The sequence below is a fragment of the Roseomonas sp. TS2 genome, assembly GCF_058833935.1.
The window spans coordinates 1-22,592 of record NZ_JCACVY010000060.1; the positions used below are offsets into that span (position 1 = coordinate 1).

17 protein-coding genes and 1 tRNA gene are annotated in these 22,592 nt (G+C 70.6%); 4 read left to right on the forward strand and 14 right to left on the reverse strand.

What is annotated here, in order from left to right:
- Window positions 1-29: 29 nt before the first annotated feature.
- A complete protein-coding gene (gene rfaE1, locus ACZJYS_RS11690; RefSeq protein WP_493178229.1) occupies window positions 30-1,481 on the forward strand; it encodes a D-glycero-beta-D-manno-heptose-7-phosphate kinase in 1,452 nt (483 codons plus the stop codon).
- An 8-nt stretch (window positions 1,482-1,489) separates the two neighbouring features.
- Entirely contained in the window at window positions 1,490-2,800 is a 1,311-nt protein-coding gene (gene dgt, locus ACZJYS_RS11695) for a dGTP triphosphohydrolase (protein ID WP_109516376.1), read from the forward strand.
- Window positions 2,801-2,861: 61 nt separating this feature from the next.
- Here dgt and ACZJYS_RS11700 read toward each other — a convergent pair whose 3' ends face one another.
- The 8 genes from ACZJYS_RS11700 to ACZJYS_RS11735 all read right to left on the reverse strand — a co-directional run bounded on the left by ACZJYS_RS11700 (window position 2,862) and on the right by ACZJYS_RS11735 (window position 10,617).
- On the reverse strand, window positions 2,862-3,590 hold the full coding sequence (locus ACZJYS_RS11700) for a hypothetical protein (protein WP_493178205.1): 729 nt from the start codon (window positions 3,588-3,590) through the stop codon (window positions 2,862-2,864).
- Between the two features lie 74 nt (window positions 3,591-3,664).
- The gene (locus tag ACZJYS_RS11705; RefSeq protein WP_493178209.1) at window positions 3,665-4,600 is read right to left on the reverse strand and encodes an FkbM family methyltransferase; all 936 of its coding nucleotides are present in this window, start codon (window positions 4,598-4,600) and stop codon (window positions 3,665-3,667) included.
- Window positions 4,601-4,671: 71 nt separating this feature from the next.
- A complete protein-coding gene (locus ACZJYS_RS11710; RefSeq protein ID WP_109516378.1) occupies window positions 4,672-4,977 on the reverse strand; it encodes a YciI family protein in 306 nt (101 codons plus the stop codon).
- Between the two features lie 526 nt (window positions 4,978-5,503).
- A complete protein-coding gene (locus ACZJYS_RS11715; RefSeq protein ID WP_109516426.1) occupies window positions 5,504-7,045 on the reverse strand; it encodes an acetolactate synthase large subunit in 1,542 nt (513 codons plus the stop codon).
- Between the two features lie 128 nt (window positions 7,046-7,173).
- Window positions 7,174-8,229, reverse strand: a complete 1,056-nt coding sequence (locus ACZJYS_RS11720) for a cysteine synthase A (protein ID WP_109516379.1) — start codon at window positions 8,227-8,229, stop codon at window positions 7,174-7,176.
- Window positions 8,230-8,351: 122 nt separating this feature from the next.
- A complete protein-coding gene (locus tag ACZJYS_RS11725; protein WP_109516380.1) occupies window positions 8,352-8,636 on the reverse strand; it encodes a hypothetical protein in 285 nt (94 codons plus the stop codon).
- A gap of 164 nt (window positions 8,637-8,800) precedes the next feature.
- A complete protein-coding gene (locus ACZJYS_RS11730) occupies window positions 8,801-9,478 on the reverse strand; it encodes an SCO family protein (RefSeq protein ID WP_493178214.1) in 678 nt (225 codons plus the stop codon).
- 104 nt (window positions 9,479-9,582) lie between these two features.
- Entirely contained in the window at window positions 9,583-10,617 is a 1,035-nt protein-coding gene (locus tag ACZJYS_RS11735; RefSeq protein WP_109516382.1) for a ribonucleotide-diphosphate reductase subunit beta, read from the reverse strand.
- A gap of 988 nt (window positions 10,618-11,605) precedes the next feature.
- Here ACZJYS_RS11735 and ACZJYS_RS11740 point away from each other — a divergent pair.
- Window positions 11,606-16,177, forward strand: a complete 4,572-nt coding sequence (locus ACZJYS_RS11740) for a beta strand repeat-containing protein (RefSeq protein WP_493178217.1) — start codon at window positions 11,606-11,608, stop codon at window positions 16,175-16,177.
- Between the two features lie 158 nt (window positions 16,178-16,335).
- Here ACZJYS_RS11740 and ACZJYS_RS11745 read toward each other — a convergent pair whose 3' ends face one another.
- From ACZJYS_RS11745 to ACZJYS_RS11755, 3 genes are all read right to left on the reverse strand, one after another.
- Entirely contained in the window at window positions 16,336-18,231 is a 1,896-nt protein-coding gene (locus ACZJYS_RS11745; protein ID WP_109516972.1) for a ribonucleoside-diphosphate reductase subunit alpha, read from the reverse strand.
- A 248-nt stretch (window positions 18,232-18,479) separates the two neighbouring features.
- Window positions 18,480-18,983: a hypothetical protein gene (locus ACZJYS_RS11750; protein ID WP_146201874.1), complete on the reverse strand. Its 504-nt coding sequence runs from the start codon at window positions 18,981-18,983 to the stop codon at window positions 18,480-18,482.
- A gap of 201 nt (window positions 18,984-19,184) precedes the next feature.
- Window positions 19,185-19,261: transfer RNA gene (locus ACZJYS_RS11755), tRNA-Arg, on the reverse strand.
- Window positions 19,262-19,506: 245 nt separating this feature from the next.
- Between ACZJYS_RS11755 and ACZJYS_RS11760 the strand changes: the two genes are divergently transcribed.
- Entirely contained in the window at window positions 19,507-20,244 is a 738-nt protein-coding gene (locus ACZJYS_RS11760) for an SDR family NAD(P)-dependent oxidoreductase (protein WP_493178220.1), read from the forward strand.
- A 13-nt stretch (window positions 20,245-20,257) separates the two neighbouring features.
- Here the strand turns inward: ACZJYS_RS11760 and ACZJYS_RS11765 are convergent, their stop codons facing one another.
- From ACZJYS_RS11765 to ACZJYS_RS11775, 3 genes are all read right to left on the reverse strand, one after another.
- The gene (locus tag ACZJYS_RS11765; protein WP_493178222.1) at window positions 20,258-21,043 is read right to left on the reverse strand and encodes an SDR family NAD(P)-dependent oxidoreductase; all 786 of its coding nucleotides are present in this window, start codon (window positions 21,041-21,043) and stop codon (window positions 20,258-20,260) included.
- A gap of 76 nt (window positions 21,044-21,119) precedes the next feature.
- On the reverse strand, window positions 21,120-21,851 hold the full coding sequence (locus tag ACZJYS_RS11770; RefSeq protein ID WP_493178225.1) for an ABC transporter ATP-binding protein: 732 nt from the start codon (window positions 21,849-21,851) through the stop codon (window positions 21,120-21,122).
- Window positions 21,848-22,592, reverse strand: a 745-nt coding sequence (locus ACZJYS_RS11775) for an ABC transporter ATP-binding protein (protein WP_493178227.1), incomplete at its 5' end; no start/stop codon positions are given. The genes ACZJYS_RS11770 and ACZJYS_RS11775, both read right to left, overlap by 4 nt.

Genomic DNA, 22,592 nt, shown 5'->3' on the forward strand with positions numbered 1-22,592 from the left:
TGGAATCTCCGCCGGAGACCGGAACCCCCGTGGACGCCGCCGACCTCGCCGAGGCCGTGCGGCAGCTCAAGCGCGCCTCCGTCCTGGTGGTGGGCGACGCCATGCTGGACCGCTACGTCTATGGCCGCGTCACGCGCATCAGCCCGGAGGCGCCGGTCCCGGTGCTGGGGGTGGAGCGCGAGGTGGCCATGCCCGGCGGCGCCGGCAACGTGGTGCGCAACCTCACCGCGCTGGGCGCGGCGGTGGCCTTCCTCTCCGTGGTGGGCGACGACCAGGCGGGCAGCGACCTGACCGGGCTGATCGGCGGCCAGCCGCGCGTCGAGCCCTGGCTGCTGGTTCAGGGCGGCCGCGCCACCACCACCAAGACCCGCTTCATCGCCAACGGGCAGCAGATGCTGCGGGCCGACCACGAGATCGCCCGCGCCGTGCATCCGCGCCTCGCGGACCGGCTGGTGCGCATCGCCACCGACACGGTGGCCGCCACCTCGGTGATGGTGCTCTCCGACTACCGCAAGGGCGTGCTGGCGGGCGACGTGCCGGAGCGGCTGATCGCCGCCGCCAAGGCCGCCGGCCGCCGCATCGTGGTGGACCCGAAGGGCGAGGATTTCTCCCGCTACGCGGGGGCCGACGTGATCACCCCCAACCGCGCCGAGCTGGCGCTGGCCACCGGCATGCCGGTGGACACGGAGGAGGAGATCGTCGCCGCCGCGCGGGCGCTGCAACGGCACCATGGCTTCCCCGCCGTGCTCGTCACCCGCTCCGAGGATGGCATGACGCTGCTGGAGGGCGACGTGGTGCACCACCTGCCGGCCGAGGCGCCGGAGGTGCACGACGTCTCCGGCGCGGGCGACACGGTGGTGGCGGTGCTGGCCGCCGGCTACGCGGCCGGGCTGCCGCTGCCGCTGGCGGCGCGCATCGCCAACATCGCCGGCGGGCTGGTGGTGGGCAAGGTGGGCACCGCCGTGGCGCGGGAGGCCGACCTGCTGGAGGCCCTCACCCCCGAGCGCGGCGCGCTGCGCAAGGTGCTGCGCCGCGCCGCCGCGGCCGAGCAGGTGGAGCGCTGGCGCCAGCGCGGCTGGCGCGTGGGCTTCACCAATGGCTGCTTCGACCTGCTGCACCCCGGGCATGTGCACCTGCTGGAGCAGGCCCGCTCCTGGTGCGACCGGCTGGTGGTGGGCGTCAACGCCGATTCCAGCGTCAAGCGGCTGAAGGGCCCGGCGCGCCCGATCCAGCTCGAGGCGGCGCGCGCCGCCGTGCTGGCCTCGCTGGCCACCGTCGACCTGGTGACGGTCTTCGAGGAGGACACGCCGGTGGAGCTGATCGAGCTGCTGCGCCCGGACGTGCTGGTGAAGGGCGCCGACTACACGGTGGACCAGGTGGTGGGCGGCGAGCTGGTGCAGGAATGGGGGGGCGTGGTGAAGCTGGCGGCGCTGCTGCCGGGCAATTCCACCACCGCCACCGTGGCGCGGATGCGGGGCTGAACCGCCCCATGCGCTGGGAAACGCTGTTCGAGAGGCGCCGCTTCCTCTCGGACGCGGCCCGGCCGGCACCCAACCGCAACGCCTTCCAGATCGACCAGGACCGCATCGTCTTCAGCCGCCCCTTCCGGCGGCTGCAGCAGAAGACCCAGGTCCACCCCCTGCCCTTCAACGCGCATGTGCGCAACCGCCTGCTGCACACGCTGGAGGTGGCCTCGGTGGGCCGCTCGCTGGGCTTCGCCGTGGGCTCCCGGCTGGCGGGCGAGCTGCGCGCGGCCGGCCACACGCCGGACGACCTGGGCTATCTCGTGCAGGCCGTCTGCCTGGCGCACGACATCGGCAACCCGCCCTTCGGCCATGCCGGGGAGGAGGTGATCGCCACCTTCATGGCGCGCTGGATGGAGGCCGAGGGCCGCCCCAGCGGGCTGGGGCTGGACGAAGACCTACGCTTCTTCGACGGCAACGCCCAGGGCTTCCGCATCCTGACGCGGGCCGATGGCTACCGCGAGCGCGGCGGGCTGAAGCTGACCTCCGCCAGCCTCGGCGCCTTCCTGAAATATCCCTGGGATGCCCTGGACCCCCGCGCCGCGCGGCAGGGCCGGGCGGGCGTGAAGTTCAACCACTTCGCCACCGAGCGCGAGGCCTTCGCCGCCGTCACCGCCGCCTGCGGCCTGGGCGGCGCCCATGCCCGCCACCCGGCCGTCTGGCTGATGGAGGCGGCGGACGACATCACCTACGGCCTCGCCGACCTCGAGGACGCGGTGGAGTTGCAGATCGTCCCCTACGCCACCTACGAGGCCCTGGTGGCGCCCCTGGCACGGGTCGAGGCCGGCCGGCTGGCGGATGAGGACACCGAGGCGCAGAAGGTGGCGCTGCTGCGCTCCGGCGCCATCGGCCGGCTGATCGGCGCCGTCACGGAAGCCTATTGCGAACACCACCCGCGCTTCATGGCCGGCGCGATGCCGGCGGGCGAGTCGCTGATCGGGCTGTGCGAGGCGGAGCTGCGCGGGCTGTTCCGCGCCGTGCAGGACACCAACCGCGACACGCTCTACTTCCACCCGCGCAAGGCCGAGTTCGAGATCGGCGCCTGGGACGTGCTGGAGAAGACGCTGGCGGTGTTCCTGGAAGCCTGTCTGGCGGTGGCGCGGCACGGCTTCGACGACATTCCCTCGCGCCCCCGGCAGGCGCTCTCGCTGATGCAGGACTACCACCCGAAGCCGGGCTTCTCCCCGAGCGAGACGATCCGCTGCGCGATCGACTTCGTGGCGGGCATGACCGACAACTACGCCGCCCATCTCGCCGCCCGGCTGCGTGGGCTGTGAGAGAGGAGCCAGCGGCTCCCCTCCCTTGCACCCGTCCTGGCAGCCGGCCCGGCGGACGCGCTCAGTTGGCGCTTGAAGGCCGCTGCTGCTGCGTGGGGTTGCTGCCCGGCGGCCCCACCTCCCGGGTCTCCAGCGACGGTGCGCCGGTGGTGTGCTGCGACGGCGCGCCGCCGGGCTGCGGCGGGCCGCCGCCACGCTCGGGCCGGCTGGCGGCGTTGCCCGGCGTCGGCGTGGTGGGGCCGCTGGGCGCGGCGCCGCTGTTGTTGCCGGTGCCGCTCTTGGCCTCCGGCCCGCTCAGCGTGGCGCCGTTCTCCAGCCCCGGGCGTGGGCCGAGCGGGTTCTGCGCCAGCAGGAAGCGCGGCGTGGCCTCGCTGCGGCGGTCCGGGCGGGACGGGGCCGCGTCCTCCGTCCGGGGCGTGGTGTCCAGCTCGCGCTCCGCCGCGGTGCCGGGCGGGTTGCCGGGCTTGCCGTCCGACTGGCCGGGATAGGCGCCGGAGGTGTTGGTGCCGGCGGCACGGTCCAGCGCGCGGGTGGCCTCCGTGCCCGGCGGGTTGCCGGGCGTGCCGTCCGACTGGCTGGGGTAGGCGCCGGAGGTGTTGGTGCCGGCGGCGCGGTCCAGCGCGCGGGTGGCACTGTTGTTCTGCAGGGTCTGCCTGTCCGACTCGCCGGGCGCCGGCCCCGGCGTGGCAGCAGGAGGGGCGGAGCGGGTGTCCTGGGCCAGGGCCGGGCCGGCCACCAGGGCGGCGGCGGCGGCCAGGGCCAGCAGGTAGGGGCGCGCGTTGGCGGTCATCTCTTCCTCCGTCATGGGCGCGGGGCGCGCCGTCATGGAGGAAAACCACCCCGCCGGGGCGGGGTTGCGCGGGTTCAGGCCGGCGGCTCGCGCGCCACCAGGATGTTCATCAGCCCGCCCGGCTGGTTGGCCAGCCTGCCCCAACTGACCGCCTCCAGCTTCCCGGTGCCGCCGATCAGCCAGGCGGAAAGCCCCAGCCCCTGGAACTGCGCCGCCACCTCGGAGGCGCCGACGCCCGAGCGGGCCATCAGCGCCGGGGCGAACTCCATCATGATGCGCACATCGGGCGAGCGCTCCAGCAGCTGCGCCATGCCGCGCAGCGCCCGGCCCTCATAGCCTTCCACATCCATCTTGATGACATCGACGGTGTAGGAAGGGTCGGGAAACATCTCGTCCAGCACCACGACATCCACCGTGACGCTCTCGGCCTTGCTGCGGGCCGGGTTCATCTGGATGTTGCCGCCGCCGGACATGCTGGGGTTGAAGGTGAGCACCGCCTGCCCCTTCGCGTCGCCCACCGCGACGGCGTGCAGCCTGGCCCATTTGTAGCCGTTGGCGCGCAGCGAGGCGGCGGACAGCTCGGCCAGCCGGGGGTTGGGCTCGAAGGCCTCGACCTGCCCTGTGGCGCCGGTCAGCTTCGCCGCGTGCAGGGCGTAGAAGGCATGGTTGGCGCCGATGTCGAACACGGTGTGCCCCGGCTTCACCAGCCGGCGGAACAGCTCCAGGTAGTTGCTCTCCCACCGGCCGACGGTGAGGAGGTGCACGCCGATGTCCTGGCTGCGGGTATCGACATAGATCCGCTGCCCCGTCTCCAGGAAGGTCAGCGCCGTGTGGTCGCCCAGGTAGAGCGACTGGGCGTTCATCATGCGGCTGGTGCGGGTGGCGAAGAACGAGGTGATCTCCTCCAGCCGCTTGCCGATGTGGTCGAGCTTGGCGCCAAGGCGCTGCTCGACCTGATCTATACGGCTTTCCAGCGCGGCAATACGGGCCGAAAGCTCCTGCTCGCTCATCGCGATCTCCTCATGCGGGGCCGGATGTTAGAGAGGCGGGATTCAGCCCGCAATCGGGCCGCCCCGGCCGCTCACCGCGGCCGCAGGTAGCTCTTGCGGTCCAGATACCCCTTGCGCCAGCGGGTGATGGCCATGCGCTCGAACAGCCCCGCCTTGGTGAAGGGATCGGCGTTGATGAAGGCCTCCGCCTCGGCGCGGGTCTCGACATCGACGATGTAGAAGCCGCCGCCGGCGTCGCTGCCATCGTCCTTCAGCTTGGCGCCGCAGGCCAGCAGCCGGTCGACCTGCGATTCGAGGTAGTCGATGTGCTCCTCGCGCGTGGCCTGGCGCAGCGCCTGGCTGTCGGGCTTGTCGAAGGTCTCGATGATGTAGGGCATGAAGAGGGCTTCCTCCGTCTTGTCTTGGACGGTGGCAGCCTAGCGCCTGCGGCGCCCCGCGCCAGCCCTCCCCTTGCCAGCCCTCCCCTTGCCGGATCCGGCCAGCGGAGGGCGCGGCGAAGGAAGGGGGCGCGGACCGGGGTTGCACGCCCTGCCCGCGTGCAAAATCAATCACCGGCGGTGTCCCCCTTCAGGTACCGCGCGGCTGGATCAGGCGGTTCGCATAGTGCGCCCGATCCCCCCGGCCCGCTTCCGGTCTCCGGCCCCCCCTGCGGGCCGGAAACCGATTCCCGCTGCGGCATCGGGGCTGACGGAACCCGGGGGGAGAGTGCGGGATCCGGTGACGCGGTGGGACGGTAGTAACCGCTTTCCGCCAGCCTCGCTGCAACTGCGAGTTATTCGCAAATAAGCCCATGGGCGGGGCGGCGTCAAGCATCATTTGCGAGCGGCTCGCAAAAAGAAAGGGCGGGCCATCCGCATGGCCCGCCCCCCTATCTTTCCGGCCCCGCCGTGCGGGGAGGATGGGTCAGATCATCAGCTCGATCAGGAACGGCGCCTGCTGGGCGCAGGACTGCGCCAGCAGGTCGGCGCATTGCTCCAGCGTCGTGGCGCGGGCCGCCTCCACACCCATGCCGCCGGCCAGGCGCAGCCAGTCGATGTCCGGGTTGCTGAGGTCGAGCATGCTCATCGCCGTCGGACCCGGATTGGCGCCGACATTCTGGTACTCGCCGATCAGGATCTGGTACTTGCGGTTCGACAGGATGATGGTGGTGACGGGCAGCCGCTCCCGCGCCTGGGTCCACAGTGCCTGCAGCGTGTACATGGCCGAGCCGTCGGCCTGCAGGTTGATGACGCGGCGCTGCCCGCCGGCGCCGATCGCAGCGCCCGTGGCCAGCGGCATGCCGCAGCCGATGGCGCCGCCGGTGATGTGCAGCCAGTCATGCGGCGGCGCGGCGTGGGTCTCCTTGTAGAAGCCGCGGCCGAAGGAGACGCTCTCATCGGCGACGATGCCGCCCTCCGGCATCAGCGCGGCCAGTGTGCGGGCCAGGCCCTCCGGCGTCGGCGCGCCCTTGGCCGGCTCGGGGCGCGGGCCGGGGTCGGGGATGGCGGCCTCCGGCGCGCCCAGCTCATCGACCAGCGCCTGCAGCGCGGCGAGGCCATCCTCCTCGTAGCGCGACAGCACGTGCACGCCGGCCGTCTCCGGGTAGTGCAGGCTCGGCTTGCCCGGATAGGCGAAGAAGCCGACCGGCGCCTTCGCGTTCACCAGGATCAGGTGCTCGACCCACTTCAGCGCGTCGATCGCCATGTCTGCCGGATAGGGCACGCGCTCCAGCTGCATCCGGCCACGGCCGCGCTGCACCCGGGCGTTGGACATCTCGGCCAGCACGCGCTGGCCGGTGGCCTGGGCGGCGCGCCAGGCCAGCGCCTGCCCCTCCGCCCGCAGCGCGACGCCGCCGAGCAGGATCAGCACATTCTTCTTCTCGCGCAGGATGCGGGCGGCGTTCTTCACCGCATGCGGGTCCGGCGCGGGCGCGGGCGGCACGGGCAGCGCCTCGGCCGGCTCGGCGCCCTCGTTCCAGGCGGTGTCGGCGGGCAGGATCAGCGTGGCGATCTGCCCCGGCGCGGTGCGCGCGGCCTGCACGGCCACGGCGGCATCGGCGCCGACGCGCTTGGCGTCCATCGCCGTCCGCACCCAGCCGGAGACGGGGCGCGCCCAGCCCTCGGTGTCGGCGGTGAGCTGGGCATCCAGCGGGCGATGATAGGTCGCCTGGTCGCCCACGATGTTGACGATGCCGCTGCGGGCGCGGCGGGCGTTGTGCAGGTTGGCCAGGCCGTTGGCCAGGCCGGGGCCGCAATGCAGCAGGGTGGCCGCCGGCTTCTCGGCCATGCGCCAGTAGCCATCGGCCATGCCGGTGACGATGTTCTCCTGCAGCCCCAGCACGCAGCGCATGCCGGGAATCCGGTCCAGCGCGGCGACGAAATGCATCTCGCTGGTGCCCGGGTTGGCGAAACAGGTGTCCACCCCGCTCTTCAGCAGCGTGTGGACAAGGCTCTCGGCTCCGTTCACCGGCGTCTCTCCCTCGGCGGTCATGTCGCGGAGGGTGCAGCCAAAGCGGCGCGGGGCCAAGAGCGGCTGTATCGGAAGGCGCTACCCGAGCAAAAAAGACCGGCAGCCGGGCCGCTTCCGGCCGCCGCTCAGCCCAGCCAGGCGGGAACCGGCAGGCCCTTCTCCCGCAGGAAGGCCGGGTTGAAGAGCTTGGACTGGTAGCGCGCGCCGCCATCGCAGAGGACCGTCACCACGGTGTGGCCGGGGCCCAGAGCGCGCGCCACGCGGATGGCGGCGGCCACGTTCAGCCCGGCGCTGCCGCCGACGCAGAGCCCCTCCTCCGCCAGCAGCGCATAGACCTGCGCCAGCGCCTCGGCGTCGGGGATGGTCTCGGCGCCGTCGATCGGGGCGCCCTCCAGGTTGCCCGGCACGCGCGCGGCCTGGCCGATTCCCTCGGTGATGGAACCGCCCGGGGTGGCCTTCACCGTGCCGCTGTTCACCCAGGGGGCGAGCGCGCTGCCCTCCGGGTCGGCCAGCACGATGCGGATGCCGGGATTGCGCGCCTTCAGTGCCCGCGCCGTGCCGGCGAGCGTGCCGCCGGTGCCGCAGGCGCAGGTGAAGGCATCCACCCGGCCGCCCGTCTGCTCCCAGATCTCGGGGCCGGTGGTGCGCTCATGCGCCAGCGCGTTGTCCGTGTTGTCGAACTGGTTGGCCCAGACGGCACCCAGCTCCTCCGCCAGGCGGCGGGAGACATGCACGTAGTTGCCGGGGTCGCTGAAGGGCTTCGCCGGCACCAGCCGCAGATCGGCGCCGATCATGCGGAGGAAGTCCAGCTTCTCGCGGCTCTGCGTCTCGGGCACCACGATGACGCTCCGCCAGCCCCGCGCCTGCGCGGCGAGGGCGAGGCCGATGCCGGTGTTGCCGGCCGTGCCCTCCACCACCGTGCCGGGCTGGCCCGGGGTGAGCAGCCCGCGCTCCACCGCGCCCTGCAGGATGCCGAGCGCCGCACGGTCCTTCACCGAGCCGCCGGGATTCATGAACTCGGCCTTGCCCAGGATCTCGCACCCCGTCTCCTCGGAGGCGCGGCGCAGCCGGATCAGCGGGGTGTTGCCGACGGCGCCCCAGAAGCCGCCGGCGATACGGGGGGTGCCGGCCGTGGTCTCGGCCGTGGAATCCGGAGCAGTCTGACCCAACTGGATGCTCATGCGGCGGCGCCCTCCTGAAGGATGGAGGAAATCACGCCCTGCGATCGCATGTCAACGGAACCCCGCCCGGAAAGCCCGAAATGAAATCGGGGTTTAGAAGTCCCGCGGCGCCGGAGCGGCTTTCAGTCGCCCGGCTCGGGGTGACGCAGCAGCCAGAGCCTCTCATGCGCCGCGACCAGGCTTTCCATGTTCTTGCGCCGGTTGTGGTCAGGCGCCGTGGGGCGGCGGGTCAGCATCGTCTCCAGGATGCGGAGCAACTCTTCCGCCACCTCGAAATCGCCCTGATCGCAAGCCTGGTGGAAGGCGATGAGGATTTTGTCGGACAGGCGGCGCGTATGGCGCGGGGCAGCCTGGCCGCTGCGCGCCGACTCGCGATCCGCCCGGCCCTCTGACAACTCATCCGCCATGATGACGCTGCTCCTCGATCTACAGCCCCGCCATTCAATTATTAATCCGCAAATAAAACGTATTTGTGGAGGGGCGGGAACTGCCTCTTAGCAGGTCTTGCAGCGGCCTGCCTACCGATGACACAGCTGCGTGAGAAAGCGGAGGCACAGGTTTTTTTGGAGTGTTACATTCCCGCCAACTGCCCGCGGATGGCGGCGGCAATATTTTCCGGCGGGGTCTGCGGGCGCAGCAGGCTGCGCACGCGGCCGTCCGGCCCGATCAGGTAGATGAAGGAGGAGTGGTCCATCAGGTACTCGCTCATCTCCGGACGGTTGACCTTGGCATAATAGACGCGGAAGCGGCGGGCGGTTTCCGCCACCTGCTCGGGCGTTCCGGTCAGACCCACCATGCGGGGGTGGAAATTGGCCACATAGGGCTTCAGCGCCGCCGGCGTGTCCCGCTCGGGGTCGATGGTGAACAGCACCGGCGTCACCCGCTCCGCCTGGGCGGGCGGCAGCAGGTCCATGGCGGCGCTGATGGCGCCGAGCTCGGTGGGGCAGACATCGGGGCAGAAGGTGAAGCCGAAATAGGCCACCAGCAGCCCGCCCCCGAAATCGGCCTGGGTCACGGTGCGGCCATCCTGGTTCACCAGGCTGAAGGGGCCGCCCAGGCTCATTCCCTGCGGCAGCTGCACACCCCCGGCGGAGGGCAGCGGCGCCTCCTGCCCGGTGAGGGCGGCAACCTGCCGCATGAAGGCGTCGCCCAGCGGCTCCCCCGGCTGCCGGCCGAACCACGCCACGCCCCAGAGCGCGCCGAGGCCGAGGATCAGGACAAGGACGAGGATGCGGAGGAGGCGTTGCATGGCCCCCTCATTAGCCGATCGCCCCCCGCTTGATGAGGGCGAAAAGCCGGGCGGCGGAGGCTCCCCTCCCCCGCCCGGCGCTTCACCCGGGCCTTACCGGGGCGTTACTGGGGCAGGATCTGCCCTTCCGGCTGCTTGTCGGCGAACACGCCGTCGGCGAAGGCCTCCTCCCAGGAACCCTGGGTGCTGGCCTTGGAGTATTCCGTGGCGCGGCCCTCGAAGAAGTTCATGTGCTCCACGGCGTTCAGGATCTCGTCCAGCCAGGGCAGCGGGTTCTTCTCGATGCCGTAATGCGCGTCGAGGCCGAGCTGCTGCAGGCGGCGGTCGGCGATGAAGCGGATGTAGAGCTTGATGTCCTCGGGCGTCATGCCCTGCACGCCGCCCAGCTCGAAGGCGAGGTCGATGAAGGCGTCCTCGTGCTCGACGATGGTGGTGCAGATGGTGGTCAGCTCCTGGCGGAACTGCTCCGTCCAGATCTCCGGGTTCTCCTGGATGAAGGTGCGGAACAGGCGGATGACGGAGAGGCAGTGCAGCGTCTCGTCGCGCACCGACCACGTCACGATCTGCCCCATGCCCTTCATCTTGTTGAAGCGCGGGAAGTTCAGCAGGATGGCGAAGGAGGCGAAGAGCTGCAGGCCTTCCGTGAAGGCGCCGAAGGCGGCCAGCGTCTTGGCGATCTCGGTCTTGTTGTCGACCGAGAAGGTCTGCATGTAGTCGTACTTGTCCTTCATCTCCTTGTACTTGAGGAAGGCCTGGTACTCGATCTCCGGCATGCCGATGGTGTCGAGCAGGTGCGAGTAGGCGGCGATGTGCACCGTCTCGATGTTGGAGAAGGCCGAGAGCATCATCAGCACCTCGGTGGGCTTAAACACCTGGCTGTAGTGCTTCATGTAGGCCGAGTTCACCTCGACATCCGCCTGGGTGAAGAAGCGGAAGATCTGGGTGACGAGATTGCGCTCGGTCTCCGTCAGGTTCTTCTGCCAGTCCTTCACGTCGTCCGCCATCGGCACCTCTTCCGGCAGCCAGTGGACGCGCTGCTGGGTCTGCCAGGCATCGAAGGCCCAAGGGTAGCGGAAGGGCTTGTAGACCGGGTTGGCGGTCAGCAGGTCCATCTTCTCGGGCGCGGCGTGTTCGGACATGGGGTCTCTCCGGTGGCTCGGTCATGGCGCGCCGCACGGCGTTCCTGCGCCGCGCGTCGTCTGGTGTCTGGCAGAAAGGTTCCGGGTCAAGCGCGGGCGGCTTGCGGCCGCAGGGGCGGGAGGCGCGGCGCCCTGCATCCGCCGCCGTGAAGCTCAGGAAAGGGCTGCTGCGGACGGCAGGAACTTTCCCTGCTGCGATGTCCTGGCATGCCCTTCCATTCACACACTCCGGCGGGTTTCTCGGTCCGCAGCATATGGGGCGAGGCAGCGCAGCGCAAGGCGACAGCCGGGCGATTCGGCAGCCGGCACACCACATCTAGTGTCCCTTCTGACACACAGGCACGAACTGTGGACATTTCGGCCTGAAACCATCCTCCCCGCTCCCTTGCGCCAGGCTGCGGCGCGCTGCGCCTCGCCTGCGGCAAGGGCTCCCGCGACGCCGCTGGCCGGAGACTCCACCGCAGCCTGCGGGCCAGCACGGCGCGGCCCGGCGGGAGGAGCCGTGCACCCCGGCGCGTGGCAGGCCGGGCCCCCAAGACCGGAGGAGGAGAGTGCAACTCCGGGTAGAAAACAGCCACGAACAATAGACATTGATATGCGCAAGTACCGGCTGGCCGCGTGCCAGGTCCAGACTGGAGCTTGGCTGGAGCAGCCATTTCTTTTCCGTGGCTTAGCAACGGAAGAGAGATCAGGGCACACCAAGTATTGCGACATTTTTGCCGCGTCACCGCGGAATCACTTTTCAGCGGGCTGCAGTCACTTCTGCGGCATTTATTGACAGTTGTATAAGGTCCTGACCTGCCCGGAACGATTGCGGAAAGGGCCAGGCCACACTTCCGCCTTCCTCTTCTCCATCACGCCGGCCAGTCCAGACCTGAGCCAACCGGCCGCTTCCCGCGGCGTGGTTCCGGCTGAGGCGCGGCCCGCCTTCTTCCAGCTTCGGCCTCCCGCAAAAGCGGATCTGACAGTTCATAAAGAGAGAGAAAAAATGGCCAGTTCGCCTTCTCCCTATGTCCTCAACGTCGACGAGGCCTACTACTTCACGTTCAATCCCGACGTGGCCGCCTCCGGCATGAGCGCCGCCATGCACTTCTCCCTGTTCGGGAAGGCGGAAGGCCGCAGCCCCAACGCCCTGTTCGACCGGGACTACTATCTCGCCGCCAACCCGGACGTGGCCGCCGCCGGCACCGACCCCTTCGAACACTTCCTCGATTTCGGCCTGCGTGAGGGCCGCAGCACCACGCCGCTGTTCGATGCCACCTTCTACCTGGCGCAGAACCCCGATGTCCGCGCCGCGGTCGAGGCCGGCACCATGACGGCGGCCGAGCATTTCTTCCGCTTCGGCCAGTCCGAGGGCCGCTCGCCCAACGCCGCGCTGGACCTCACCGCCTATCTCGCCGCCAATGACGATGTGCGCGCCGCGGTCGAGGCCGGCACCTTCGATGCGCTGACCCACCTGCTGACCTACGGCTTCGCCGAGGGCCGCGATCTCGGCAATGGCGTGAGGCTCACCGACTTCGCCGCCGACAGCGCCTTCACGGACGCCGTGGCCGCGCAGGACGCCCACGCCGCACTGGCCCGCATGGCCGCCGTGGCGCCCTTCTTCCCGGATTTCCAGGCACCCGCCGGCTGGCAGCCCGCCGCGGACACGCCGATCCCGACCGACTTCACCCCGGTCGACGGCGCCGTGCTGCGCGTCCCCGCCGGCGTCGAGATCCCCGAGGGCATGACCCTCTCGCGGGACGTCTTCCTGCCCTACCTCACCGTCACGGTGGAGGAGGAGGTGCTCCGCTTCGGCGGCAATGCCGAGGGCGAGATCACGCTGCAGCGCGTGGACGGCACCCTGGTCTTCACGCGCGAGGGCGAGAGCGTCAGCGCCGCCGGGCCGGTGGCCGAGATCGCGCTGGGCGATGCCAGCCTCGCGGCCCCCGCAGGGGCGCTGGACGGCCTGGCCGTCACCGGCACCGGCACGGTCATCCTCTCCGGCCTGGAGGCCGGGACCGACCTCTCCGGCCTGGCCGCCAGCCTCGACGTGACGGCCCTGGTCGCCGGCGACCTGGACATCACGGGCAATGCTGCGCTCGGCACGGTCGACACCTTCCGCGTCGCCGAGGGCGCGACCCTCACCCTCTCCGCCGGCCAGGCCGGCGCGGCGGAACTGGAAGGCCGCTATGTGGTGCAGGATGCCACCGCCGCCTTCTTCGACGGCGCGGCGCCGCGGCCCTTCCTGGCCGGCGCCGCCGGCGTGACCGTCACCGACATGGCGAGCCTGGCGCAGCTGGCCGCGCTGCGCGGGGCCTTCGAGGGCGAGCTGGCCTATGACAGCCTCTCGGGCGACCGCGCCGCGCTGCTGGCCGACATGGCGAGCCAGGACGGCGACGGCACCTTCGTGAAGCTCGGCAAGGCCGTGCTGGTGACCGACGCGGCCAGCCTGGCCGAGCTGGACGCCATCGACGCGGCGAACGGCAATGCCGGCGTCAGCGTCACCGCCGTGGCCGACACCGCGGCGAACCTGATGAATGACGGCACGCCCTTCGCGCGCGTCACGGAAGGCGTGGCCGTCACCGTCACGGATGCGGCCACCCTCGCCCAGCTTGCCACGATCGATGCGGCCAATGGCGGCGGCGCGCTGAGCTACACGGCCGTCACCGACGCGGCCTCGGCCCTGGTGACGAACAGCGACGGCTATGTGCGCGCCGGCACCAACGTCACCGTGACGGGCGCCGCCACCCTCGCCCAGCTCGCCGGCATCGACGCCGCCAACGGCAATGGCGCGCTGAGCTACACGGCCATCACCGACACGGCGGCGGCCCTGGCGGCGAATGCGGCGGGCTATGTGAAGGACGGCACCGACGTCACCGTGACGGGCGCCGCCACCCTCGCCCAGCTCGCCGGCATCGACGCCGCCAACGGCGACGGCGCGCTGGTCTACACGGCCATCACCGACACGGCGGCGGCCCTGGCGGCGAATGCGGCGGGCTATGTGAAGGACGGCACCGACGTCACCGTGACGGGCGCCGCCACCCTCGCCCAGCTCGTCGGCATTGACGCCGCCAACGGCGACGGCGCGCTGGTCTACACGGCCATCACCGACACGGCGGCGGCCCTGGCGACGAATGCGGCGGGCTATGTGAAGGACGGCACCGACGTCACCGTGACGGATGCCGCCACCCTCGCCCAGCTCGCCGGCATCGACGCCGCCAACGGCAATGGCGCGCTAAGCTACGGCAGCGTCACCGACACCGCGGCCAACCTGGCGGCGAACAGCGGCGGCTATGTCCGCACCGGCACCGACGTCACCGTGACCGATGCCGCCACCCTCGCCCAGCTCGCCGGCATCGACGCCGCCAACGGCAATGGCGCGCTGGGCTACGGCAGCGTCACCGACACCGCGGCCAACCTGGCGGCGAACAGCGACGGCTATGTCCGCGCCGGCACCGACGTCACCGTGGCCGATGCCGCCACCCTCGCCCAGCTCGCCGGCATCGACGCCGCCAACGGCAATGGCGCGCTGAGCTACGGCAGCGTCACCGACACCGCGGCCAGCCTGGCGGCGAATAGCGACGGCTATGTCCGCGCCGGCACCGGCGTCACCGTGACCGATGCCGCCACCCTCGCCCAGCTCGCCGGCATCGACGCCGACAACGGCAATGGCGCGCTGAGCTACACGGCCATCACCGACGCGGCGGCCGCCCTGGCGGCGAACGCGGCGGGCTATGTGACGGACGGCATCGACGTCACCGTCACCGATGCCGCGACCATCGCCCAGTTGGTGGCTATCGACGACGCCAATGGCAATGGCGCGCTGGAGCACGCGCTGATCACCGATAGCTGGCAGGCGCTGCTGGCCGATGATGCGGCCGCCTATCTGCCGGGCGCCACCACCATCACGCTCACCAGCTACAATCTGGGCCAGGTGGCGGTCTCCGACGTGCAGCGGCTGCTGGCGATCTCCAACCTGGTGGATGGCGGCGGCGACCGCATCGAGCTGGCCGACCTGGCCTACACGCTGAACGACCTGCCGGCCAACTTGGCCCAGGGCAATGCGGCGGCCATCGTCATCCATGCCGATACGGTGACGGCCTCGGCGCCGGCCACGGTGGCGCAGGCCGTGGTCATCTACGACCGGGATGCGACGGCGAGCTACGCGATCACCGACTCCGCCGCCGCCCTCGCGCGCAGCGACAGCGAGGCCGATGCGGCGATCCGCCACGCCGGCGACCTGAACGCCAGCACCGCGGCCACCGCCGCCCAGGCCACGGTCATCCATGACCGCAATGGCGCCGGCGCCGTGCACTACGACGTCTACGACCATTTCCAGAACCTGTCGGGGCTGGCCTCGGCGGTGCGGAACACGGCGCACGACATCACGGTCAACGGCTACTACTACGGCAACGTGCTGAGCACGGCGGACGCGGCCACCGCCGCCGCCTGGGGCAACACGGGCGCGACGAACATCTACAACATCCGGGGCACGGCCTCGGAGGTGAGCGCCTTCGTCACCACCCACCAGGAGACGGGCGGCGAAACCGCGCTGCGCTACACCTTCAGCGTCCTGGATTCGGCAGCCGGCGTGCTCGACCGGATCAACGCCAATGATCTCGCCTTCGTCGCCGGCAACGCTGCCACCGAACTGACGGACGACAACAAGGCCTCCTATGTCACGGTCAACGGCAGCTTCACGGTGGATCAGGCGCAGACCTTCTGGAACGCGGTCCAGCCGGTGCTGGGCTCCGACCAGGCCACCGAGCAGCGCACCTACTACGGCGTGATCGACTCGGTGGTGAACTACACGAACGAGGAGGTGGCGACCGCCGGCATCCGCGGCACGGACTACCTGCGCGTCGTCGACAACGCCGCCAATGTGCACGCCGCGCAGAACGGCTTCGACAACGCCCACGCGGATATCTTCTGGCTGCTCGACTCCCGCAACAACGGCTCGGATTCGATCTCCGTCACCGGCAGCGCGGGGGACCAGTACATCAGGGGCACCGCGGGCAGCGACTACATCGCCGGCGGCGCCGGTGCCGACTACATCAGCGCCGGAGCCGGCAAGGACACACTCCATGCCGGTGACAGCGGGGCCGACACGGTGTGGAACACCGCCATCTACAACAGCTCCAACACCATTATCGGCGGCCGCGATGGCGACAACATGTTCGGCAGCGCCGACTTCGACAACTACATCTACCAGGGCTATGACCGGGCGCAGCTGATCGCCGAGTCCGGCACCACCCAGTGGACGCGCGACTACATCAGCAACTTCAGCCTGGGCGACCGCATCTACTTCCAGGGCGCGGACAGCGTGCAGTTCCTCAGCAACGGCCTGGCCAGCGCCAGCACTGTGAGCTCGGACAGCCTGGGCCTGGCCATCCGCTACGAGAAGAACGTGCAGGTGCTGAACTACTCCGGCAATGGCGTGGTCGAGGCCACCCGCGTTCTGCTGGATGTCAGCGACAATGCCGGCCGGTTCGACGACGTTGCGGACATGCACATCATCCTGGTCGGGTCGAACATCGACGTGAACTGGGACAATGGCGCGCTGATCTTCGGCGGCTGACCCCCGGCCGGAGGGTACTCCGGATCACGCGCCGGGGCGGCGATCCCGCCCCGGCGCCCCTCAGGCAGCTCCCACTCGAGCTGGCTGCGCAGACACAGAAAAGGCCGGAGCGGGATCGCCGCTCCGGCCTTGCTGATTCAGGGAAGAGCTGGCGCCGCCTACTGGCAGGCCAGGCACTCCTCATAATCGGTGCCGTTCTCGCCGGCCACCGCGCGGGTGGTGCGCGGCGGCGGCACGGGCAGCACGGCCTCCAGGCTGTTGGCCGCCGCGAAGCCCAGCGCCGGCTGCACCGCCACCTTCTCGCTGATGGTGTCGGCGCGCTGGATGGAGAGGCTGCGGCAGTAGTAGAGCGACTTCACGCCCTTCTTCCAGGCCTGGTAGTGGATCTGGTGCAGGTCGCGCTTGTGCACGTCGGCCGGCAGGAACACGTTCACCGACTGGCTCTGGCAGATATAGGGCGTGCGGTCGGCGGCGTGCTCCACCACCCAGCGCTGGTCCAGCTCGAAGGCGGTCTTGAAGATCGCCTTCTCCTGCTCGTCCAGGAAGTCGAGGTGCTGGACGCTGCCCTTGGTGACGGTGATGTTGGTCCAGGTCTCGTCGTCGTCGCGGCCATGCTTGGCCAGCAGCTTCTTCAGGTACGGGTTGCGCACGATGAAGGAGCCGGAAAGCGTCTTGTGGTTGTACACATTGGCCGCGATCGGCTCGATGCCGGGCGAGGCGCCGCCACAGATGATCGAGATGGAGGCCGTTGGCGCGATCGCCATCTTGTTCGAGAAGCGCTCCATGAAGCCGTATTCGGCGGCATCCGGGCAGGGCCCGCGCTCCTCGGCCAGCTGGCGGCTGGCGGCATCGGCCTGGGTGCGGATGTGCTTGAACATCCGCTTGTTCCACACCTTCGCGATGACGCTCTCGAAGGGCACGTTCTGCTGCTGCAGGAACGAATGGAAGCCCATCACGCCGAGGCCCACGCTGCGCTCGCGCATCGCGCTGTACTTCGCCCGCGCCATGGAATCGGGCGCGGTGTCGATGAAGTTCTGCAGCACGTTGTCGAGGAAGCGCATCACGTCGGGGATGAAGCGCGGGTCGTCCTTCCACTCCATCCAGGTCTCGAGGTTCAGCGAGGAGAGGCAGCACACGGCGGTACGCTCGCGCCCGTGCTGGTCGCGCCCGGTCGGCAGGGTGATCTCGGAGCAGAGGTTGGAGGTCTTGACCTCCAGCCCGGCCAGCTTCTGGTGCTCCGGCCGCGCGTTGTTCACGGCGTCGGAGTAGATGATGTAGGGCTCGCCCTGCTCGATGCGCGCCATCAGGATGCGGATCCACAGGCCGCGGGCCGAGATCTTGCGCACCACGGCGCCGTCCTTGGGCGAGGTCAGCGCCCACTCCTCGTCGGCCTCCACCGCGCGCATGAAGGCGTCGGGGATCAGCACGCCGTGGTGCAGGTTCAGGGCCTTGCGGTTCGGGTCGCCGCCGGTGGGGCGGCGGAGGTCGATGAACTCCTCGATCTCCGGGTGGGAGACGGGGAGGTAGACCGCCGCCGAGCCGCGCCGCAGCGAGCCCTGGCTGATCGCCAGCGTCAGGCTGTCCATCACCCGGATGAAGGGGATGATGCCGCTGGTCTTGCCGTTCTGCCCGACCTTCTCGCCGATCGAGCGCAGATTGCCCCAGTAGGAGCCGATGCCGCCGCCCTTGGAGGCCAGCCAGACATTCTCGTTCCAGAGGTCGACGATGCCGTTCAGGCTGTCATTCGCCTCGTTGAGGAAGCAGGAGATGGGCAGGCCGCGCGTGGTGCCGCCGTTGGAGAGCACCGGCGTGGCGGGCATGAACCACAGCCTCGAGATATAGTCGTAGATGCGCTGGGCGTGCGCCGCGTCGTCGCCATAGGCGCTGGCCACGCGGGCGAACAGGTCCTGGTAGGATTCGCCCGGCATCAGGTAGCGGTCGTCGAGGGTGGCCTTGCCGAAATCGGTCAGCAACGCATCGCGGGAACGGTCCACGCGCACCTGACCATGCCCCGCGAGCTGAATATCATCGGCAAGCTGAATGGCATCGAACACGACGGGAATCCCTGATGGCTGGGGTACTGAGGCGGGCACATTTGCACCGCCCTGACCGCGCCATCAACCCATATCTGGTGGGTCGGATGCGGCGCCTACCCCCACAATTTGCTTGCGTGACCTTTCGCCCACAGGGTGCCCCGGCGGCGAATCCCCGAAAAATCTGGCAATGCCAAGGTTATCCACCGGCCGGCTCAGAACGGGTGGGAGCGGTAAAAATTATCTGACGCCCGCCCCCTGCCCCACGATCAGGCGCCGGCGCGGCGCGCCACTTCCGCCCGCAGCTTCTCCACCGTGCCCAGCACACGCTGCGCCGCGCCATCGGTGTCCTCCAGGCTCAGCGGCATGGAAAGCGGGGTGATGCCCTCGCGCACGGCGCGCTCCGCATCCTCGTACAGCGCGTCCCCGCGCAGTTCGCGCGGCACCCGGCGCACGGCGCCGTGCACGCGCTGGGCCGCGGCCTTCATGTCCATCCGCGCCGGTGTCATGGCCTTCTGCTGGTTCGAGGCGGGCTCGCTCCCGCTGCGCTGGATGGCCTGGCGGAGCTGGTCCTCCGCCTCCTGCAGGATCCGCGCATAGTCCCGCAGGTCCGTGGCGGCGGGCTGCGGCGAGGCAGGAGGGCTGGCATCGGCCTGGGGCCGGCCGGGCTGTGGCGGGGTTGCCTGGGTCTGGCCGGGGCTGCTCTGCGCCAGGGCCGCGCCGCCGAGCCCCGCCAGCAGGGCCAGGGCCAGAATGGGCTTCACAGGTCGCATGTTCGGCTCTCCTTGCTTCGCCGGGTCCGCCCCGGCTTCAGCGGGGGGAAACCGGGGCGGAGGGCCATGGTTCGCCCCCCTCGCCGCGCACGGCCGGGCGGAGGCAGGCCAGGGGTACGCCAGGAAGGGCAGGCACCAGCAGCGCGGGCACAAAAAAAGGAGCCCGGGAAAATCCCGTGCTCCTGCACTTTGTTTGGTAACTGGCGCGCCCGAAAGGATTCGAACCTCTGACCCCCAGATTCGTAGTCTGGTGCTCTATCCAGCTGAGCTACGGGCGCTTGCCAGTGGCCGGGGAATACCCAACCGGCGGCCGGCGCGCAACATGGGGCGGCACGGTTTTGGCAGTTTTTTTGCACCTTTCCTCCATCAAAACGAGCCACGCCCCCTTCCCGGCCCCACCGCCCGGCCGCCTGCCCCTTGGTCTTTCCCGCGCCCCGCGCGAGGCTCTGCCCCGGGGCCACGCGCTGCGCCCCGCACGGAAGCCCAGGGGCGGCAGGCCCCGGACCGGGAGGACATCCAGAGCATGACCGACACACCCAGCCCCTTCTCGCTCGCCGGGCAGACCATCCTGATCACCGGCGCGGCGGGCGGCATCGGCGCCGCCACGGCGCGGCTCTGCGCCGCCCAGGGCGCGACGCTGATCCTGGCCGACCTGCTGGAGCCCGGGGAGATCGCCGCCCGCATCGGCCCCGCCGCCGATGGCGCCGCCTGCCACCGGCTCGACATCAGCCAGCGCGCCGCGGTGGAGGCGCTGGCGGCGGGAGCCGGCCCGGTCGACGCGCTGATCGACATGGCCGCCATCTGCCCCTTCGACGACTGGATGGCGGAAGGCTGGGACGAATCCCTGGAGCGCGTGCTGGCGGTGAACATCCGCGGCCCGATCAACCTCACCCGCGCCTTCCTGCCCGGCATGGCGGCGCGCAAGCGGGGGCGGATCGTGCTCTGCGGCTCGGTCGCGGGCTGGATGGGCGGCGTGGCCTCGGGTCCGCACTACGCCTTCAGCAAGGGCGGGCTGCACGCCTTCACCCGCTGGCTGGCGCGGCGGGGCGCGCCGGACGGGGTGCTGGTCAACGCCATCGCCCCCGGCCCGGTGGAGACGCCGATGACCGCCGGCCAGGGCTACCGGCCGGGGCAGTTCCCGCTCGGCCGCATGGCGGCGCCGGAGGAGATCGCCGCCGCCGCCGCCTTCCTGGTCAGCCCCGGCGCCGGCTATGTCTCCGGCGCCGTGCTCGACGTGAACGGGGCGGTGCACTACCGCTGAGGCAGGGCCCCGCTCACCGGGCGGCGCGCGGGCCGCCATAGGTGGTCAGGTGCCCCGCCGCCAGCCACCCGGCATCCACCGGCAGGTCGATGCCGGTGATGGCCGAGGCGTCGTCGGAGAGCAGGAAGGCCACGGCGGTGCCGATCTCGGCCGGCTTCACCATGCGGCCCAGCGCCGCCGCCTCGGCCAGCAGGCGCGGGTCGCGCAGGCCGCGCTCGATGGCGGCGCGCAGCGGCGGCGTGGCCACGTAGCCCGGCGAGACGGCGTTCACCCGCACGCCGGAGCGGCCCCATTCGGCGGCCAGGCAGGCGGCCATGTGCACCACCGCCGCCTTGGCCGGCGCATAGGCGTGCAGCGGCGCGGTGCGCGAGGCGGTGACCGAGCCGGTGACGACGATGCCGCCCCGCCCGCGCGGCGCCATCCGCCGCCCGGCGGCCACACAGGAGATATAGACCCCGCGCAGGTTGACGGCGATGATCCGGTCGAACTCCGCCAGCGGCAGCGCCTCGGGCGTGGCGCCGGGCTGGATCAGCCCGGCATTGGCCATCAGCGCCTCCACCGGGCCGAGCCGGGCCTCGATCTCGTCGAAGGCGGCCTCGGTGGCGGCCTCGTCGGTGACGTCGAGGGCGATGGCCTCGGCGCCGAGGCGGGCGGCGGCCGCGCGCGCGGCCTCCAGATTGACATCGGCCAGCACGGGGCGCCAGCCGCGCGCGGCCAGCACCTCCGCCGTGGCCAGGCCGATGCCGCTGGCAGCCCCCGTCACCAGCGCGACGCGGCCGCGCCCTTCATCCCGTGTCATGCAGGCTTTCTCCCAGAGCGTTGTTCTGCCGAGCATCTTCACGCGATCAGGCGAAGCGGCCTGATCGCGATCCGCTCTAGACGGCCAGGTAGCGTTGCAGGATGGCGTCGTTGCCGCGCAGTTCGTCGATGCCGGCGCTGTAGACCACCTGCCCCTTGTCGATGACCGTCGCATGGGTGGCGACGCCGAGGCAGAAATGCATGTTCTGCTCGGCGATCAGGATGGTCACGCCCATCCCCCGCAGGGTGCGGATGAGGTCGCCGATGGCGCGCACGATGATCGGCGCCAGCCCCTCGCTCGGCTCGTCGAGCAGCAGGATGTCCGGGTTGCCCATCAGCGTGCGGGCGATGGTGAGCATCTGCTGCTCGCCGCCCGAGAGGCGGCCGGCCATGCGGTGGCGCATGCCGGCCAGCAGCGGGAACACCTCGTAGATGCGCTCGGCGGTCCAGTGCCGATCGTCGCGCGGCCCGGCCTTGGCGCCGACGATGAGGTTGTCCTCCACCGTGTGCTCGGGGAAGACCTGCCGGTCCTCCGGCACGTAGCCGATGCCGGCGCGGGCGACGAGATAGGGCGCCTTGCCCGAGACGGCGGCCCCCGAGAGCAGCACCTGCCCCCGGCGCGGCGGCGCGATGCCGGCGATGGCCTTGAAGGTGGTGCTCTTGCCCGCGCCGTTGCGGCCGAGCAGGGCCATGGTCTGCCCCCGCGCCACGGCGAGGTCGATGCCGAACAGGATCTGGCTGGCGCCGTAGAAGACGTCCGTGCCTTTTACTTCCAGGATGGGCACCCCTGGGTTGGGCGGCGCGCTCATGCCGCGCCCTCCGCCAGATGGTGGTCGGTGCCGAGATAGGCGTCGATCACGTCCTGGTTGCGGCGGATCTCGGCCGGCGTGCCCTGGGCGAGCACCGCGCCGTATTTCAGCACATGCACCGCCTGGGCGTATTTGAAGACGATGTCCATGTCGTGCTCGATGAAGATCATGGTCAGGCTCTTCGCCTGCCAGAGATGGTGCACCTTCTCGATCATCCGCCAGCGCTCGTCGGGCCCCATGCCGGCGGTGGGCTCGTCGAGCAGCAGCACCTTGGGGTCCATGGCGAGGGCCAGGCCGATGTCGAGCAGCTTCTGGTCGCCATGCGAGAGGCTGCTGGAGACCAGCTCCGCCTTGGCGCCGAGGCCGAGCAGTTCCAGCAGCTCCTCCACCCGGGCGCGGCTCTGCCCCAGCGGGAAGCGGGCGAGCAGCGACCAGGAACGGCGCTGATGCGCGGTGACGGCGGCGGTGAGCGCCTCCCGCACCGTCAGGCTGGGGAAGAGCGAGGCCACCTGGAAGGCGCGCGCCATGCCGCGGCGGACCATCTCCAGGCTGGAGCGCCCCACCACATCCTCCCCGTCGAACACGACGCGCCCGGCATCGGGGCGGATCTGGCCGGAGATGAGGTTGAAGAAGGTGGTCTTGCCGGCGCCGTTGGGCCCGATGATGGCGGTGAGCGAGCCGGCGGGGAAGGCCAGCGAGACGTCCCGCGTGGCCTGCACGCCGCCGAAGGACTTTTGCAGG